Source organism: Mycobacterium asiaticum, from assembly GCF_001673365.1.
Lineage (GTDB): Bacteria > Actinomycetota > Actinomycetes > Mycobacteriales > Mycobacteriaceae > Mycobacterium > Mycobacterium asiaticum_A.
Window position 1 is genome coordinate 4,432 of record NZ_LZLS01000175.1, and the last position, 19,902, is coordinate 24,333.

Below are 19,902 nucleotides of genomic sequence, written 5' to 3' on the forward strand. Positions count from 1 at the left end.
GCGGGATCGTCTCGCGCAGCGGCATTGTCACGTCGGCATCGAACTGGACCGGGGCATCCATCGGCGGCAACTCGGGAACCGTTCCCACATAACGGAAGTGGATGTCAGGGGTGCGCTGGGCGCCGAGAATCCGTCCGGTAGGTGCGTAGACATACCGCAGCAGACCATAGCCAATTCCATAGTGCGGAACCGACTTCAGCGTGTTGTGCAGCGCGTCGAGTTGCTCGAGCACAGCGGTGCCCTCGCCGGTGGCGCAGGCCAGCGACACCGGATAGTACGTCGTGCACCAGCCGACGGTGCGGCGCAGATCGACGTCCGGCCGCAGCACCGAGCGCCCCTCGCCTTCGAGTTCGACGGCGACGACGCCCGCACCGATCGTCTGGGCGATCGCGCGGCCCAACGCGGCGAGCAGGATCTCCTGAATGGAGCGCCGGAACTTGCGCCGGGCGTCGTCGACTTCGGAGGTCTGCTCGACATTGAGCGTGCAGGACAGCTTGGCCAGATCGTCGGCAGTGGGTTGGGCAGCCGGGGTATCCGAACCGTCCAGCCAACGAGTCACCTTGGCGGCGTTGTCGATCCAGAAGGACCGAGTGTCCAGTGCCGCCGGATGGGTGGCCAGTGCGGCCGAGCGCTGCGACCATTCGCGCCAGCCGGTCACCGGCGGCTCCAGCGTGATGTCCTGACCCGCCAGATGCCGTCCGAAGGCGACGACGAGGTCGCCACCCAGGATCTGGTGTGAGGCGGGGTCGGCGACCATGGCGTGGATGCCCAGACCGAGATAGTTGGGGCCGCCGTTGGTGCTGACGATGTGTACCGCGACCAGTGGTGCGGTCGAATCACCTTGTTCGGCAACCATTTCGGCCAGGACGGCGGCCTGCTCACCTGCGGCGGGCAGCGATCGGGTAGCCAGCGCGGTGAATTCCGTCTTCGGGCCGATACGTTGTTCCCACACGCCGGCGTTGTCGACGAGTTCCAGGCGCAATGCGTCGTGGTGGTTGATTACTGCGGTCAGCACCGTGCGGATGTCCTCCGGGGTGACCTTGGGGTCCAGGCGTAGCAGCAGCGGCACTCGCCACCGGCCGCCGTCGCGCAACCCACGTTCCAGAAAGTAGGTGGTGTTCGGCAGGACGGCCGGATCTGCCTCCGGCGCTGGTGGTTTGACCAGCCCGCTGGCCGCGAACGCGGCGTCCACGGCGGCGGTGAGCGATATCAGGGTGGGGTGTTCGTAGAGATCCTGCGGTGTGATGGTCAAGCCCTCGTTGGCGGCTGTCATCGCGATGCTGATCGCCATCAGCGAATCACCGCCCAGGTCAAAGAAGTTGGCGGTGGGTTCGATCGCGCTGACTCCCAGGCACTGCTCCCAGATGCGTTGTAACGTCACCGCGGTCTGGGATGGGCCGGTCGCGTCCACGGTGGCCGCGGCGGGGGCGTGTGCACCGACCGACGCGCCGTTATTGGCTGCGGGTGCGGGTACGGCTGCCTTCGCGTCGACCCAGTGTCGCTGCCGCTCGAACGGGTAGCCGGGCAACGAGACGAGCCGCGGTGCTTCCGGATGCCTGGGCGTCCAATCGATTTCGACACCCGCCGACCATAGTTCGCCGAGTGCGCGCAGAAAGGTGTCGCGGTCGTCGGCCTGCTGGATGGGGTGGCGCATCAGCCGAACCGAGCGGTTACCGTTGGACCACTTGGGGTGCCGGATCGCCGAAACGGTCAGGCTGCCGCCTGGGCCGACCTCGACCAGAATCCGATCGGGATCGTTGAGCACGGCGTCGAGTTCGTCGGCGAACCGGATGGTGGACCGGATTTGACGGGTCCAGGTGGCCGGGTCGGTGGCCTGCTCGTCGGTCAGCCAGGTTCCGGTGAGGTTGCTCAGCAGTCGCGTGTTCGGCACCGTTAACCGCTGACCGGACAGGAATTCTTCGAATTCGGGCAGCATCTGATCCATTTGGCTGGTGTGGAACGCGTGCGTCGCGCGCACCCGCCGCACCGGAATGCCGTGCTCGCCTAGACGTTGGGTGAAGGCGCGGATCGCGTCCTTGGGGCCGGCGACAACGCAGTTGCCGGGATCGTTGACCGCGGACACTTCAACGCCGGGCAACAGGTGCTGGGCGATGTCAGTGGGGCTCAGCGCGACCGCGACCATGGCGCCGGGCGGCGCCTCATGCATCAGGCGCGCCCGCAACGCCACCGTCTTGATCGCGGTCTGCAGGTCGAACACCCCGGCCAGCGTGGCAGCGATGTATTCGCCGGTGCTGTAACCGATGTAGGCGCCGGCCCGCACGCCGTAGCTCTCGACCAGTTTCGCCAGCGCGTACTCGACGGTGAACAACGCCGGCTGCGACCGGTCGATGCGCTCCAGGTCTGCTGGGTTGCCTTGGCCGGACGGGAAAACGGCGTCGTGTAGGTCCAGGCCCATCTCGGTTTGAAAGGCCGTCGCGCAGGCGTCGAAATGTTCGGCGAAAACGGGCTCGGTCTCGTAGAGGCCCTTGGCCATCTCAACGTGCTGGGCGCCCTGACCCGGGAACAGGAAGACCACCCGGTCGGTGCCGGCGTTATCTGCTGCGCCTTTGCCGACGAAGACGTTATCGTGCTCGGCGGCCCGCAGCAGGGTGACGGCCTGCGCCCGGTCGGCGACGACGGCGGCCATGGTGACCTCGTGTCTGCGCCGGCCGGCCAGCGTGTGCGCGACGTCGGACAGGTCCGGTGCGTTCGGGTGCTCCAGTGCTGAGGCCAGGGCGGTCCGCGCCTCGCCGAGGGCTGCTGCCGTTCGCGCCGATAGCAGCAGCACCTGAGGCCCGGCTGGTTCGGCGTGCGGCTCGAGCTGCGGCGCCTCCTCGAGCACGACGTGCGCGTTGGTGCCGCCGATCCCGAAGGAACTCACTCCGGCGCGGCGCACGTCATCGGATTCCCAAGCACCATAACGGCTTTGCACGGTGAACGGCGTCTCGTCGAGATGCAGTTCCGGGTTGGGGCTGGTGAAGTGCAGCGTCGCCGGGATCGCCTTGTTCTTCAGACAGAGGATCGTCTTGATCAGGGCCGCGATGCCGGCGGCTACTTCCAGGTGGCCGATATTGGATTTGACCGAACCGATAACGCATGGGCGGGACCGGGGCTGCTCGGAAACCTCGAATGCCGTTCGCAATCCCTGGATTTCGATGGGATCGCCCAGCGGAGTGCCGGTGCCGTGAGTCTCCACATAGTCGATGGTCGAGGCGTCGACCTCGGCTACGGCGTGGGCTTCGGCGATGCAGTCCGCTTGCGCCGACGCGCTCGGTGCGGCGAATCCCATTTTCGCCGACCCGTCGTTGTTGATCGCCGACCCGCGGATGACGGCGTGAACCCGGTCCCCATTGTCCAGGGCGGCCTGCAGCGGCTTGAGGGCAACCATGCCGACGCCGCTGCCGAAAACCGTGCCGTCACCGCGTACGTCGAAGGGCCGGCAGTGGCCGACCGCGGACACCATCGAGCCTGGCGAGGTCCAATAGCCGACGCGGTGCGGGATGCACAGCGACGACCCGCCGGCCAGCGCCAGGTCGCATTCGCCGGACAGCAAGCTCAGGCAGGCCAGGTGCACCGCCACCAGTGACGAAGAGCATGCGGTCTGTACGGCGATGCTGGGACCGCGCAGATTGAACGCGTGCGATATCCGGGTGGTCAGAAAGTCCTTGTCGTTCTGCAAGAACAAGCTGAACTGGTCGAAGTTGAGTCCTTCGGCCAGCATGGCGTTCGGGTCGCGGTGGGACATCAGGTTGTGCAGGAGATAGCCGCTGGGAGAACTGGTTCCGTACACGCCGATGGAGCCGTCGTAGCGGGCCGGGTCGCAACCGGCATCCTCGAGTGCATGCCACGCGCACTGCAGAAACAAGCGATGTTGGGGATCCAGCACTTGGGCGGCCAGCGGCGGCAGTCCGAAGAAGTCTGCATCGAATTCATCGATTCCGTCGAGCAGCGGTGCGCGACGCACATACGCGGGATTGGCCAGGGTCTGGTCGCTGACGCCCTCGTCGCGCAGTTCCTGCTCGGACAGGGTGGCGATCGACTCCTTGCCGCGGCGCAGGTTGCTCCAGAAGGCCGAAAGGTCTTTGGCTCCTGGGAATTTGCCAGCCATGCCGACGACCGCGATCGCGTTGTCGGGAATGCTCACTGGTTTTGTCCTCCCTGTACTTCAGGTCTGGGTCTGGTTCGAGTCCGCATCGCGGCGCCACGTCTCGCTGCCGCGCGCTGTTGGGCCCGGTCGCGAACGGTATCGGTTGCTGCAGAAGCTATTTCGGGGTTCGACAGCCCGAGTTGGCGCAATAGGTCAGCCGTCAGATCTTGCAGGGACGCCCCTTGCAGGATGAGGGCCACCGGTGGCTCGACCCCGAAGTCCGCTCGCGCGCCGTTGCGGATGCGCACCGCCATCAGCGAATCCAGGCCGAGCTCGGTCAGGGCCACCGCCGGATCGACCATGGAACGGTCGGGGTAGCCCATCACCGCCGCGATGCGCGCACACATTCGCTCGGTCGCGACGCGTTGGGCTTCGGCGAAGTCCAGACCGGCAAGCGCTTCGGGACCGGCCCAGTCGCCGAGGTCGCCCGCGGTGTCCAGTTCCTCGACCACCTCGGTGAAATAGCCGATTTCGCGCATCTCGGGGAACGCGATCAGGGCCCGGTCCGCACGCAGCCGGGCAACCCCGGTCAGCGCGCGGTCGGCGGCCAGCAGCGTGTCGAGGGCCTCGATGCCCTCGGCCGGAGTGATCGTGTCCAGCACGCTGCCCACCAGCGCCTGGGCGACGCCCACTTCCGACCACGGTCCCCAGTTGATCACCGCCGCCGGAAGACCGCACGAGCGGCGGTAGGCAACCAGAGCGTCCAGCCACGCGCTGGCACACGCATATGCGCCCTGCCCGGGAGAGCCCAACAGCGAAGCGACGGAGGAGAATCCGAGCCACCAGTCCAGCTCGCAGTCGATGCTGGCGTAGTGCAACCGCAGCGCCCCGGCCGCCTTGGGCGCCCACACGCGCGCCAGGTTCTCTTTGGTCATGGAGAAGACCAGGCTGTCTTCGATCACCGCCGCGGCGTGCACGATACCGCGCAACTCCGCTTTGCCGGCTGTCTCGATGAGGCACTCGGCCACACCCGGTGCCGCCACATCGCCTGGTATAACCACGATTTCGGCGCGAGCTTCCAACTCGTCGAGCACCTTGCGCGCATCGTCAGTGGGCTCGCTGCGGCCGTTGAGGATGACGCGGCCCGCGCCGCGGTCCACCAGCCAGCGCGCGACCACCAGACCGAGGCCGCCGAGACCGCCCGTGACGATGTAGGACGCGCCGCCGCGCACCACCGGATTGTGCTTGCCCGTATCGAGATTGGCGTGCGAAAGCCGTTCGACGAATCGGCGGTCACCTCGTCGGGCAATCACGTCGTCGTTGATGTTCTGTGCGCCGCCGGCATGCAGCTCAGCACTCAGCGCGGAAAGTGGGTGTCGTGCGATATCCAGATCCAGCAAGCTGGCGCGCAGGTCCGGATGCTCGAAAGCCAGGACGCGAACCAGACCCTTCAAGGCGGCGGTCGCGGGGGACACCGGATCGCCGTCATGCACGGCAAGTCCGCCCTCGGTGATTAGCCACAGCCGCGGTGATCGGCCGTGCCAGGTGCCGACCACCGCGCGAATGACGGTCGTAATCGACCACACCGCCTCGCGCGCCGCCACCAAGGCGTCGTCCAAGTTGGCCGGCGCGCCGCCGACGAAAACGACGAGGCCCAACGGCGGGTGTTGCGGATCGCTTGCCGTTTCGGCAAAAGCCGCGAGCACGGCGGCCTCGTCGTGCAGATCGGCGGTGTGCACGCGCCGCGCCGGTGAGCGCCACGATTCGGCGAATTCATCTGCCAGAGAGCCGGTTTGAGTGTTGAGAATCAGCCAACTACCGCGCTGGGCCTCCGACGCCGACTCGGCCGCGATGGGGCTCTCGACCCATTGCGCGTCGAAGACCTTCTGCGTCAGCGGCAGTGGCACCGCGCGCCGTTCGATGCGGCGTAGGTAGATGCCGTCCACCTCGGCCGCAACGTGGCCGGCACCGTCTATCAACGCGACCTTGCCCAACTTGCCCGACCCGTCCTCAAGACTGGTCAGATACGCGCGACAACGGACCTGCCGGCCGAGATTGCGGTACACCCGGATCGTCTCGAACGACACCGGCAGGTAACTGGATTCAACCGAAACCGCGGTCTCGGAGTCGGCCAACGCGGCGCCCAGGCTTTGCAGGGCCGCATCCAACACGACGGGGTGGAGTCGGTACCCCGGATGCCGGGGAACCTCGTCGGGAACGGTGATCTCGGTTTCGGCAGAGCCATCGGGCATTCGCGTGATTCGGGTCAGAGCCGCGAAGGCGGGACCGTGGTGCTGACCGGTCTGACGCAACAAAGTGTAGAAGTCGGCAGGCGACACGGTGGCCGCCAGCGAAGCAGCAGTTGGCTCGTCGTAACCGCGCGGCGCTGTCACAGGCTCCTGTTCGACCCTGGCCACGGCGTGCCGGATGAACTCACCGGAAGTCGAGCGGGAATAGATCTCCACCCGAATCGTGCTGTCGGAGTTGCGAACCAACTGTGTGGTCAGCTGGGTGTGGCCGGCCAGTGGAAGCATCTGTTCGACTTCCAGCTGGCGGATGATCGTGTTTGCGCCGTCCGCGCCGAGTGCTTCTCGGCCCGCAGCTAAGGCGATTTCGGCAAATCCCGCGGCCGGCATGATGGGCTGACCGAACACCTTGTGGTCGCCCAACCAGGGGCAGGTGTCGGTGCCCACATCGGACTGCCAGACATGGCTTGCGCCCGAGGGCATTTCGATGTGCGCGCCGAGCAGGGGATGGCTGGCGGCCAATTCCGCCATCGCCGAACGATCCGCAACCCAGAACCTGCTGCGTTGCCACGGTGTGGGCGGCAGGTCGACGAGGCGACCGCCGTTCTCGGGTGCTGCCACCCCGACCGTGGCGAGTTGAGCATGGAAGAACAAAGTCTGGTCCTGATCACGGTTCATCGCCCCTAAGACGGTGTGGGCTACGGTATGGACGGAGTCGGGGTCCAGGGTGTCGGTTATGGCGTGGGTCAGCACCGGGTGCGGACTCATCTCGACGAAGATGGGTCGGGCACCTGCGGCAAACGCTCGAGTCACGGCCTGGTGGAAGCGCACCGGACTGCGCAGGTTGGCCGACCAGTAGGCGGCATCCATCGCCGGCGGATCGCTCTCGTAAACGGTGGTGAAAAGCGGGATGCTCGGGCTTTGCGAAACCAAATCCGCCAGCGCGGTGCGTAACTCGGGCAGTATCGGATCGACGATCGGGTGGTGTGAGGCCACGTCCACTTCGATGCGGCGCGCCAACCGGTTGTGGCTCGCCACCGCGGCGATCACCGCGTCCACCGACTCCGGCGGACCGGCGATCACCGCCTGGCGCGGCGAGGCATGCACCGCGAGCGTCACGTCCGGATAGTCGGCGAGAAACGAGGTGATTCCTTGCTCGTCCGAGGCGTCTACCTCGAGTAGGGCCATGGCGCCCTGCCCGGATAGCCGCGCCATCAACCGCGACCGGGTGGCGATCACCCGCAAGCCCTGCTCGGTCGTCAATGCGCCGGCCACCACCGCCGCGGTAACCTCGCCCATCGAGTGACCGATCACCGCATCCGGAGACACTCCGTAGGACCGCCACAGCTCTGTCAGCGCCAACTGCATCCCCACCAGCAGCGGCTGGATGCGGTCAATACCGACCACCTCGTCGCCGTCGGCAAGCGTCTGCTGCAGCGAAAAGCCAACCTGCGCAGCAAATATCGGCTCCAGCTCCGCAACAGCCTTGGCGAACGCCGGCTCCTCGGCAAGCAACTGCCGTCCCATGCCGGCCCACTGGGAGCCTTGACCCGAATACACAAAGACCCGGCCAGGTGCGAACGCATGCTGCTCGCAACCCACCACACCGACACGCGGCTCACCCGCTGCCAGCGCGCGTAGCCCGGCGATCGCCTCCGCGCGGTCGCGCGCGACCACGGTGGCGAACTTGGCATGCCGTGCCCGGTGCCGGTTGAGTGTGTGCGCCACGTCGGCCAGCGGCGCGGTGGCGCCCGGCCCGGACATCCAGTCGGCCAGTGCGCCCGCCATCGAGGCTACCCGCCGCGTCGTCTTGCCTGACACGGTCAGTGTCGAAACATGCTGTGCCACAACGGGTGCAGAGATGTCTGTGGTGGGCGTGTCCGGCGCCTGCTCGATCACTACGTGCGCATTGGTACCGCTCAGGCCGAACGATGAGACCGACGCTCGGCGCGGACCCGCGGCTGCCGGCCACGGGGTGCCTTCGGTGGGCACGAACAGACGCGTCGCGGCCGCGTCGATGGCGGGGTTCCAGCGGCTGAAGTGCAGGTTGCGCGGAATGTGCCCATGCTGGACCGCGAGCACCGCCTTGATGAACCCGGCCACACCGGCGGCTGCCTCGAGATGGCCGATGTTGGTTTTGACCGAGCCCAACGCGCACGTGGTGCCGGTCTGGCCTTTAGCAAGCCCGTACGTGGCGGCAAGCGACTCAAACTCGATGGGGTCACCCAGAATAGTTCCGGTGCCGTGTGTTTCGACGTAGTGGACGCTCTCGGGGGTGACGTCGGCGAGCCGTAGTGCTGAGGTGATCACATCGCGTTGGGCCAGCGCGTTCGGTGCGGTCATGCCGTTGGATCGACCGTCGGAGTTGGTCGCCGACCCGCGGACGATCGCCAGCACCTGATCCTGATCCCGGATCGCATCGGCCAGACGCTTGAGCACCACCACGCCACAGCCCTCACCGCGCACGAATCCGTCCGCGTTGGCGTCAAAGCTGTTGCACCGTCCGGTCGGCGACAACGCCGACCACTTGGACAGGGCGATCGCGGTGAACGGTGACAAGGTGAGCTGCACCCCGCCGGCCAGGGCCACGTCGGTCTCGCGCAGCCGTAGGCTCTGGCACGCCAAGTGAATTGCCACCAAGGACGACGAGCAAGCGGTATCCACTGCCACGGCCGGACCGCGCAATCCCAGCAGGTACGAAATGCGTCCTACTGCCGCGCAGTGCGGGGTGCCGGTGCTCAGGTAGGCGTCGATATCGGCTCGGCGTTCGATGTTGACGATCGTGTAATCCCACGACGACAGCCCCATCATGACGCCGGTTCGGCTGCCGCTCAACGTATCCGGCGGGATGCCGGCGTGTTCCAGCGCCTCCCAGGCGGTCTCGAGCAGCATGCGGTGCTGCGGATCCATCGCCACGGCCTCGCGCGGCGTGATGCCGAAAAAGTCGGCGTCGAACGCGTCGACGTCGGAGACAAAACCGCCCCACTTGGTGGTCATCCGCCCAGAGGCCTGCGGGTCCGGGTCGTAGAACGCGTCGGCATCCCACCGCTGCGGCGGCACTTCGGTGATGGCATCCACACCGTCGACCAACAACTGCCAAAAGCCGTCCGGCCCAGTGACATTGCCCGGGAAGCGACAACCGATGCCCACAACGGCAACCGGCTCCGCGATATCGGTCGGAAAGGGAGTCCCGGCCCGGACCAACTCGCGCGCCAGGGCCGCCCGGGCGTTCGGCGACAGCTGTGCCGCGCGCTCCGCCAGACTCGTCATGAATCGCCTCTCGTCATGGCTTCGAGCTCGCTCGCATCAACCAGATCGGCGAGCAACTCCAACTCCTCCTCGGACAATTCGGGTTCGCAGGAGTCGGAGAGTTCCTGGGCCAGCACTGGTGGGGCGTAATCCATTCGCTCGCACAGGACGGTTGCCAGATCGCTGATCGTCGGGTAGGCCCAGACCAACGCGACCGGCAAGGTGATGTCCAGGCTCGCTTCCAGTCGGTTCCGCAGTTCGAGGCCCATCAGCGAGTCGAGGCCGAGCGTTTCCAACGGCCGGTTGTGGTCGATAGGGTCGCCAGAACGCAGCACCGCGCGAATCTCCTCGGCGATCGCGGCTGCCAAATGGGCGGGGCGTTCGGCCGCGTCGAGGGCATCCAATTCGGCCCGGACCTTGCCGCCGCCCCGGCGTTGTGCCCCGTTGAGGGCCGCCGCGTCGTGCAACTTGGCGAACAACGACGACCCCGCGACGGCCGGAAACGACTGAAACCACTGCCGCGCATCGAGATTGAGCACGCCGGTGCGCGCACGGTCGGCGGCGAGCACCGTCTGCATCGCCGCCAGACCGTCCTCGATAGAGATCAGCGCGAGGCCGAGATCTTTGAAGAACTGCGCGCGACCGACCTCGGCCCATGGGCCCCAGTTGATCCCGACGGCCGCGAGCCCGGCCGCACGCCGTTGCGCGACAAGGCCGTCGACCCACGAGTTCGCGGCGGCGTACGCGCCTTGCCCGGGCGTGCCGAGTAATGACGAGGCCGAAGAGAAGGTCAGCCACCAGTCGACATCGTGATCGGCGGTCGCTTGATGCAGCCGCCAGCTGCCGATCACCTTGGGGGCGCACACTTTTCTGACGGCCGAAGCCGTCATGTTCAGCACGATCTCGTCGGCCAGAACCATTGCGCTGTGCAGCACGCCGGCCAACCGGAAACCGGCATCCTCGACCGTGCGTACCAGTCGGTCGGCGGTGCCGGGTTCGGCGATATCCCCGGTCACCACCTCGACCCGGTGTCCCGCCGCGCTGAGTTCCTCTATGGCCGCCCGCACATCGTCGGCGGGCTCCGAACGGCCGTTTAGGACAATCAATCCTGCGCCTTGCTCGGCGAGCCACCGGGCTACCACGAAACCCAGCCCGCCCATGCCGCCGACGATCAGGTAACCCCCATCGGGGCTGACCAGTGGTTGCGGAGGCGGCGACGCGATCGCCTTGATGCTGCCGGTGTTCGGTATCGAGATCACGATTTTGCCGGTGTGTTTACCGGAGGCCATGAGCCGGAACGCGTCGGCTGCGTCGTGCAGGCTGAATTCGGTGACCGGAAGCACCTCCAGTCGCCCGTCGGCCACGTGTTCGAGGATGTCCTGCAGCAAGCGGCGGTACTTCGCCGGCTGTAGCTTGAGATTGAGGTCGAGGTCGACGACGGCGAACGACGCACTTTTCGCCAGCGCGGCCAATCCCAGACTTGCGTCGGCGTAGACGTCCTTCTTGCCCAGTTCGATGAATCGGCCGCCGGGCGCGAGCATCTGCACGCCACGCCGAATCGCCTCGCCCGTCAGCGAATTGAGTACGACATCGACGCCGTAGCCGTCGGTGAGCTCAAGAATCTCGTCGGCGAAGTCGACACTTCTCGAGTCGCCGACGTATTCGACGCCGAGCCCGGCTAGCATCTGACGCTTGGCGTCGGTTCCCGCGGTCGTATAGATCCGCGCACCAACCATCTTCGCGATCGAGACCGCCGCCAATCCGACTCCGCCAGTGGCGGAATGGATCAGCACACGTTCACCCGGCGCCAACCGCCCGACCTCACACAGCGAGTGCCAGGCCGTTAGGTATGCGACGCCGAACGTGGCGGCCTCGTGGTCGGGCAGCGTGTCCGGGATGGGAACTACGAGGTCGGCAATCGTGCCCAGGTGAGTCGCGAATGTGCCGGGGCCGAAAGCGATGACCCGCTGGCCGATTTCGACCGAGTCGACCTCGTCACCGATCGCGGTCACGTAGCCGACGCATTCGCCACCGATCACTGGCGCGGCCCCGTCCAGCCCGGGGTACACGCCCATTGCCTTGAGTACGTCGCTGAAGTTGAGTCCCGCTGCCACGACCCGAACTTCGACCTGATCGGCGTGCGGCGTGATCCGCCGCACCTGGTGCGGGTTCAGTGCGTCCAGCCGTCCGGCCTGATCGACCTGCAGTCGCACCGCCGCGGTCCCATCGAGATCGACTACGGTGTAGCGGGTTTCATTGACCAGTTCACCTTTAGGCGTGGTGGGCGCAGGCACCAGTCGGTTCACGTAACGTTGGCCGTCGCGGTAGGCGATCTCGTCGTGGTCGGAACCGGCGAGCAGCTCCTCGGTCAGGTCGGCCAGTGAACCTTCCGGTTCGACATCGACCAGGGTAGCCCGAAGCTCCGAATGCTCGAAGGCCAGCACCCGGGCAAGGCCACGTAACCCCGTCTGCGCCAGCGTGACCGGTGCGCCGGGATGCAGTTGGGCCGCGCCGTGGGTCACGATCCACAGCCGCGGGCTCTTGCGGGCACCCATCCGCGTCAGCTTTTCGACGACTTTCGCGACCAGCAGGGTGCGCGTCTGCACCAAGTCCAGTTGCGTCTCGGCCGGCAACGCTTCGTCGCTGGATCGTGGCGGGCAGACCACGACGATGCCGTCCCAGGGTCGGGTGAGCGCCGCGTGCAATCTCGCTTCGTCATCCGGGGAGACCAACTCGACCTCGGCGATGCGCTCGCGCAGCGTCGAGCGCAGCGCGTCGCCGGAAGTGTTGTCGCCGATCAACAACAAAGCTTTCGGAGGCTCGCCGGCCATCGGCGCCGGTGCGGGCTCCCACTCCAAGGAATACAGGCGGTCGGTGACTTCGGTTGCCCCGCCGCCTGATCCGAGCACCGCCATCTCGACTTCGTCGATCACGAGCAGCGGTTGGTCGTCGGAATCGGTCAGCACCACGTTGCCGACGAGCCGACCGTCAGTAGCGGTTAGCGAACCGACCGCGCGGGTGCCGCGGGTGACGTCCCCGTACACGTGCACGCCCGCGTAACGCACTGGCACCACCAGGGTCTGCCGAGCGCCGTGGCCGCCGGCCAGCTCGGTTGCGACCCGGGTGGCGCCGAGCGTCTGCAACGCGATGTCCATCATCACCGGGTGTAGCAGGAAGTTTCGGGAACCCGTTCGGGCCGACGACGGTAGTCGCACTTCGGCGCGGGCCGCGCCCGATCCCATGAGGACCAGCCCGGTGATTCCCTGAAACGCCGGTCCGTGTTGCTGACCGGCGCCGCGCAGCCGTTGATACAGATCGTCGGGGTCTAGCCGATCGGGCTGCTCGGCGACCGGCGCCTGGGCCGGCGGTACCGCATCGTCGGTCGCACGCGTCAGAGCGGCGGTGGCGTGCACGACCCATCCGGAAGCTCCACTGCGGGTGCGTATTTCGGCCCGGCACCGTTGCTCGTCTCCGGAGAGCGTGGTGACCAGGACGGTGCCCTCGGTCACGTGCAGCATCTGATGAAGCTCCAGCTCGCTGATCGTCCAGGGCCCATCGTCGGGGTAGGTGTCGGCCGCAGCCGCCAGCACGACCTCGGCGTATGCGGCACCCGGCAGCACCACGAGATCGTCGATGACGTGATCGCCGAGCCACAGCAGATCCGGTCCGAGTTCGCTTTCCCACACGCGGGTTCCGTTGGTGGGGTCGGTGACGCCGATGCCCAGCAGCGGGTGTGTGTCGCCGGTATGGAACGCCGACGATGTTGCGTCGATCCAGTGCCGGCCGTGTTGCCACGGGGTGGTGGGCAGCACGGGGTGCGGTTCGGCTGGATGCGGGGTGACAGGCGGGCGGGTGGTGTGGGCGGCGTTGAGGTTGGTGTGAAAGGTCAGGGTGTCGTGCGTATCGCGTTGCAGCGTGCCAATGCTGACGAAGTTGGACGCCTCGCCGGTGCTGCTGAGGATGTCGCTGATCGAGTGGGTCAGTAGTGGGTGGGCGCTGATCTCGATGAACGTGTGGCAGGCGTGCTGCTCGGCCGCGGCCTCGATAGCCTGCATGAAGCGCACCGGGTTGCGCATGTTCGTCGCCCAGTGTTGGGCGTCGAACCTCGGGCGGCTACCGAGGTCGGCGTAGGTGGTGGAGATAATCGGGATGGTCGGGGGGCGCGGAGTGAGATCGGTCAATTCCGAACGCATCTGGGGCTGTAGTGCATCCATCGCCGGGTTGTGCGGGGCGACTTCGATGTTGACCCGGCTGGCGAAGCCGCCATCTGCGCGCACCTTGGCGATGACTTCGTCGATGGTGGCGGTGGGTCCGGAGATCACCGTTTGGCGCGGCGAAGCGTAGATGCCCAACGTAACTCGCGGATAGTCGGCGATCAGCGCCTCGGTGGCGGCGGCAGGTAGTTCCAGCAGTGCCATCGTGCCTTGCCCGGACAATGGCGCCATCAGTCGTGACCGTGTAGCGGTCACCCGCAGCCCTTCGGCAGGAGTCAGCGCCCCGGCCACCACCGCGGCGGCCACTTCGCCCATCGAATGGCCGATCACCGCGTCGGGTGTCACCCCGTAGGAGCGCCACAACGCGGTCAACGCCAACTGCATCCCGATCAGGCCCAACTGGATCTGCTCAATGCCGAGAAGTTCGCTACCGGTGGCCAGGACGTTATGCAGCGAAAAACCAGACTGGGCAACGAAATCCGGCTCCAATTGGGCAACAGCTTCGGCGAAAGCCGGTTCGTCGGCCAACAGTTGACGGCCCATTCCGGCCCACTGTGATCCGCGTCCGGAGTAGACGAACACGGTGCCCGGTCCGACGGCGGCTTCGCGCGGGCCCACCACTCCGGGACCCGGTTCGCCCGAGGCGAGGGCACGCAAGCCGGCCAGCGCCTGGTCGCGGTCCAGGGCGGCCACCGTGCCGAACTTGGTTTGCCGTGGCCGGTGATGGTTGAGGGTGTGGGCGATGTCGGCCAGTGGCACCTCGGCACCGGACCCTTCCATCCAGTCGGCCAGCACCGCCGCCGTCGCCGCCACGCGCTGTGGTGTCTTGCCCGAAACCACCAACGTCGACACGGCAGGCTCGGGGAAGCCTTGAAAGGCTGGTGGTACAACGGTTTCGGGCGCCTGTTCGATCACCACGTGCGCATTGGTCCCGCTTACGCCGAACGACGACACCCCCGCCCGGCGGGGCCGACCGGTGGCCGGCCATTGGACCGGCTGGGCCGCGATGTTCAGCCGGGTCGCACCCGCGCCGGCGTGCGCCGTCAATTGCTGGAAGTTCAGGTGGCGCGGAATGTGGCCATTGCGGATGGCGAGCACGGCCTTCATCAGGCCGGCGACACCCGCCGCGGCTTCCAGGTGACCGATGTTCGTCTTCACCGACCCGATCACCAACGGAGCCGAATTTTCCCGGTCGTCGAAAACCTTGCTGAGGGAATCGAGTTCGATGGGATCGCCCAGTGGGGTACCGGTGCCGTGGGCCTCGATGTAGTCGATCTCGGCCGGGGCCAGCTTCGACGACGTCAGCGCGGTGCGCAGAAGCGCCTGTTGCGCCGGCCCGTTCGGAACCGTGACCCCACTGCTGGCACCGTCCTGGTTGACCGCCGTACCGCGCACCACGGCAAGGATGCGGTTGCCGTTGCGCACCGCGTCGTCCAACCGTTTGAGCACCACCACGCCGGCACCCTCGCCGCGCACGTAGCCGTCGGCAGACACGTCGAAGGTCTTGCACTGGCCCTCCGGGGACAACATGCCCCAGCGCGAGCACGCGATGCTGGGTCCCGGGCTGAGCAGCAGGTTGGTGCCACCGACCAGCGCCATGTCACTTTCGCGCAGGCGCAGGCTCTGACATGCCAGATGCACGGCCACCAGGGACGACGAGCAGGCCGTGTCGAGAACTACGGCGGGGCCGCGAGCCCCGAGGATGTAGGCCAGGCGTCCCGCGGCGAAGTTCGCCGAATTCCCGGTCGGTATATAGGCATCGAGGTCTTCGGGCCGCAATCGGCCGGCCAGCGTGAGCATGTAGTCATAGGCGGTGACGCCGACGAATACTCCGGTCTGCGTCCCGCGAATGGTCTGCGGTGGGATGCCGGCGTGCTCCAGCGCTTCCCAGGCGACCTCGATCAGCAGCCGTTGTTGCGGGTCCATTGCCGCCGCTTCGCGCGGTGAGATCGAGAAGAACTCCGCGTCGAACTCGTCCGGCTGCCACCCGGTGAGGAAGCCGCCTTCCCGGCTGCAGATGGTGCCCGGAACGGTGTGGTCGTCGGTGTAGTACGCGCCGGCGTCCCACCGCTGCTCCGGCACCCGCACGATGCCACTTCGACCGTCGCGCAACAAGTCCCAGAATTGATCCGGGTTGTTGACTCCGCCCGGGAAGCGGCACCCCATTCCGATGATCGCGATCGGTTCGGTACCCGCCTTTTCCGCGATCTCCAGGCGCGTAGTCAGATCGTCGATCTTGCGCAGCGCGTCGGTGATGATAGCCCGGCGGTCCGGTGTCGGGGCAGACGAATTGGTCACTGGCTCAGTCTCTCTGAGAGCTGCGCCAACAACTCGTCTTCGCTCAGCTCGTCGTAGACGTCATCGGGTTGCTCGGCCGCGGTGACCGTTACCTCCGCGAACTCGGGCAGCACGGTGGCCAGATAATCGGTGAGGCCATACACGCTCGGATAGTCGAAAACCACCGAAGCGGGCAGGAATTCGCCGAGGCTGTCCGACAACGACCGCTGCAGCGTCACGCTCATCAACGAGTCCATGCCGAGCTGGAAGAAGCCGGTCGATGGATCGAGCGTCTCGGTGGCCGCCATTCCCATCACCGCGGCGGCCAGCAGGCCGACCTGATCGAGCAACATATCGTGGCGCCGGTGAACATCGCAGGCACGTAATGCCTTGCGGAACTCGCTTTCCGGCAGCTTGACGTCGGCCACGGGCAACAGGTCCTCGACGACGCGCAGTGAGCCCCGCGTGCGAAAAGCCGCCGCCAGCAACGGCCAATCGGCAGCGACGACAGCCGAGCGCACGCCGGCATCGAGGCTCATCGCCAGCGGCAGTGCGCTTATGGCGATGGTGTCATCCATCGGTTGCAACCCGGATTCCGTGCTGACCTGGCTGGCATCACTTTGCGCGGCAAGAGATTTCCACAATCCCCAGTCGACTACGGTGGCCGGCAATCCCATGGCGCGACGCGCATAACCGAACGTGTCGAGGAAGGTGCTGGTGGCGGTGTAGTGCGCCAGCCAGCGGGAGCCCAGAATCCCCGAGACCGAGGAGAACAAAACAAAGTGCCGCACTGGGCATTTGCGCAGTTGCCGCACCGAGAGTCGGTGTAGCAGCGCCGCCGCGTCGAGCTTGGGGCCGAACATGGCGGCCACGTCGTCGTCGGACATCTCCGAGAGCAACACCGGGCCGCCCGCGAAGGCGGCCAGATAGATGCCCTCCAGCGGCGGAAGGTCGGTTCCGAACCGGTCGAACAGTGCGCTCATTGCGGCGGCGTCGGTGGCGTCGGCGGCCACCTCGATCAGTTCAGTCCCTTCGAGGCTGTTGGCCAGCTCGGCCAGCGCCCCGGCCTTGCGGGCGACCGCGACGATCGTTTTCGCCCCCATTTGCGCGAGCTGACGGATCAGGTGTGGTCCGATGTTGCCGGTGGCGCCGATGACCAATTGGCTGGTGTCGCCGCTGAGTTCGGCCGGAGCGGCGGCGGGCAGCGGCCGCCAGTGCAACCGGGGTACCAGGCGGTTGCCCGCGCGGAAGACGACTTGATCCTCCGCGGTCCCGGACGCGTGGGCGAGCACCTGCTGCGCTGCCAACTCCGCTGGCATCGAGTCGTCGATGTCGAGAAGTCCGCCCCAAATCTCGGGATGTTCCAATGCCAGGGAGCGACCGAAGCCCCACAGCACCGCGTGGGTGGGATTGGCGCGGTCGCCTTCGGAGACCGGTTGGGCGTTGCGGGTCACGATGAACAGCTTTTGTGACGAGCCCGTGGTGACCATCTCCGCGGCGAGCTTGCGGACCTCGTGGAACCACCGGTAGGCCGCGTCGATATCCAGCAATTCGCCGGTGACCGGCGGAGCGTAGAGCACGCTGTCCACTCCGCGCAGTGCGTCGTGCAAAGCGTCGGTGTCTGCTATCGGCGAGACCAGCGTCCTGACCTCCGATGGCGCGGCATCGACGATCGCCGCGGTTAGCGCCGGGTCCGCACACACCAGCCAGGTGGCGCCGCTGACCTCTTCGGCAGCCGGCGCCGGGTCGACGGTCCAATCCAGCTGGTAACTCCAATCGGCGACCGTATTGCCGCCGCCGGGCGGTGGCGACATTGCAATCTGATTGCGGCTCAATCGTTCTGACGATGGCTCGTCGATATCGATCCAGTGCCGGGTGTGCTGCCAGGGGGTGGTGGGGATGGCGGGGTGCGGCTCCGGCGGGTGCGGTGCGTCCGGGGCGCGAAGCGTGTAGAGGTTGGTGCGGAAGGTGATGGTGTCGTCGGCGTCGCGGTGCAGCGTCCCGATGCTTCGGTGGCTCGCTCCGTGCAGTGTGTCGAGGACGGCTTGGGTGAGTAGCGGGTGGGGGCTGATTTCTACAAAAGTGTGGCAGGTGTGGCGATCCGACGCGTGGGTGATGGCGTGTTGGAAATGTACTGGGTTGCGCATGTTGGTGGCCCAGTGTTGGGCGTCGAAAACCGGGGTGTCGGTGGGGTTTTGGTAGGTGGTGGAGATGATCGGGATGGTGGGGGTGCGCGGTGTGAGGTCGGCGAGCTCGGCGCGCATGGCCGGCTGCAGGGCGTCCATGGCCGGATTATGCGGGGCCACTTCGATATTGACCCGGCCGGCGAAGCGGTTTTGGGCGCGGACCGCGGTGATCAGCTCCTCGATCTCGGTGGTGGGTCCGGAGATCACGCTTTGGCGTGGCGAGTTGTAAATGCCCAGTGTCACTTGCGGGTAGTCGGCGATCAGTGCCTCGGTGGCCGCGGCGTCGAGTTCGAGCAACGCCATGGCGCCCTGGCCTGACAGCGGGGCCATTAGCCGTGCCCGGGTGGCGGTGACGCGTAGGCCTTGGGCGGGGGTCAGTGCGCCGGCGACTACGGCCGCGGCTACCTCGCCCATGGAGTGCCCGATGACCAGGTCTGGTTGCACGCCATAGGAGCGCCACAGTTCGGTGAGCGCCAACTGAATACCGATCAGACCCAGCTGGATGTGCTCGATGCCGATTAGTTCCCGACCGTCGGCCAGCACCTCGTGCAGCGAAAAACCGGCCTGGGCAACGAAATCTGGCTCCAGGTCGGCGACCGCGGCGGCAAATGCCGGTTCCTCGGCCAGCAAAAGCCGACCCATCCCGGCCCACTGGGATCCGCGACCGGAGTAGACGAACACCGTGCCCGGCCCGGGCGAACCGTCCTGAGGGCCGACGACACCTGGCACCCGTTGACCGGCGGCCAGGGCGCGCAACCCGGCCACCGCCTGCTCACGATCACGAGCCACCACGGTGCCGAACCGGGGATGACGGGTGCGGTGATGGTTCAGGGTGTGGGCCACGTCGACGAGCGGCAGATCCGCAACTTCCAGCCAGTCGGCCAACACCCCCGCCGTCGCCGCAACCCGCTGCGCTGTCTTACCGGAGATCACCAGCGTCGAAACCACGGTGTCGGTGTCGGCCGTGGTTGCCGGCGCCAGGTCTGGACCTTGTTCGATCACGACGTGGGCATTGGTACCGCCCAACCCGAACGACGACACCGCCGCTCGCCTGGGACCCTCGGTGGTCGGCCATCGGCTGTTCTCGGTGGGCACGAAGAATCGGGTCGCGGCCGCGTCGATCGCCGGATTCCACTGCGAGAAGTGCAGATTCGGCGGGATCTGGCCACGCTGCACCGCCAGTGCGGCCTTGATGAACCCAGCGATCCCGGCCGCGGCTTCCAAATGACCAAGATTGGTTTTCACCGCGCCCAGTGCGCACGTGCTCTGATCTTTGGCGAGACCGTAAGTGGCAGCCAGCGCTTCGAATTCGATCGGGTCGCCGAGCACCGTGCCGGTTCCGTGGGCCTCGACGTAGTGCACGGTCTCGGGTGCGACGTCGCTGGAGCGCAGCGCATCGGCGATCACGTCGCGCTGGGCGGCGGTACTTGGAGCGGTGACACCGTTGGAGCGGCCGTCCTGGTTGACCGCGGAACCACGCACCACAGCCAGCACCCGGTCGCCGTCGCGCACCGCATCGGTGAGCCGCTTGAGCACCACCACGCCGGCACCCTCGCCGCGCACAAAGCCGTCGGCCGCCGCATCGAAACTGGCGCAACGGCCTTGCGGGGACAGCAAACCCCATGCCGAGATGGCGATTTGGG

At 66.8% G+C, this 19,902-nt stretch carries 3 protein-coding genes and 1 pseudogene (1 of these 4 only partly in view); all 4 read right to left on the minus strand.

The window, feature by feature from the left end; genetic code table 11:
- Window positions 1–4,144 (minus strand): annotated as a pseudogene (locus tag A5634_RS18975) (beta-ketoacyl synthase N-terminal-like domain-containing protein); the annotation flags it as partial.
- A complete protein-coding gene (locus A5634_RS18980; protein WP_065145576.1) occupies window positions 4,141–9,603 on the minus strand; it encodes a type I polyketide synthase in 5,463 nt (1,820 codons plus the stop codon). The gene A5634_RS18980 and the pseudogene A5634_RS18975, both read right to left, overlap by 4 nt.
- On the minus strand, window positions 9,600–16,094 hold the full coding sequence (locus tag A5634_RS18985) for a type I polyketide synthase (RefSeq protein ID WP_065145577.1): 6,495 nt from the start codon (window positions 16,092–16,094) through the stop codon (window positions 9,600–9,602). The genes A5634_RS18980 and A5634_RS18985 overlap by 4 nt, the downstream gene beginning before the upstream one ends.
- Window positions 16,091–19,902, minus strand: the 3' portion of a protein-coding gene (locus tag A5634_RS18990; protein ID WP_155769617.1) for a type I polyketide synthase. Its footprint extends 718 nt past the window's final position; only the last 3,812 of its 4,530 coding nucleotides appear in the window; the start codon falls outside the window, past its right edge; the stop codon is at window positions 16,091–16,093. The genes A5634_RS18985 and A5634_RS18990 overlap by 4 nt, the downstream gene beginning before the upstream one ends.

Coding starts and splice junctions, on each gene's coding strand:
- A5634_RS18980 (WP_065145576.1), bottom strand. CDS start 9,603: ATGACGAGTCTGGCGGAGCGCGCGGCACAGCTGTCGCCGAACGCCCGG.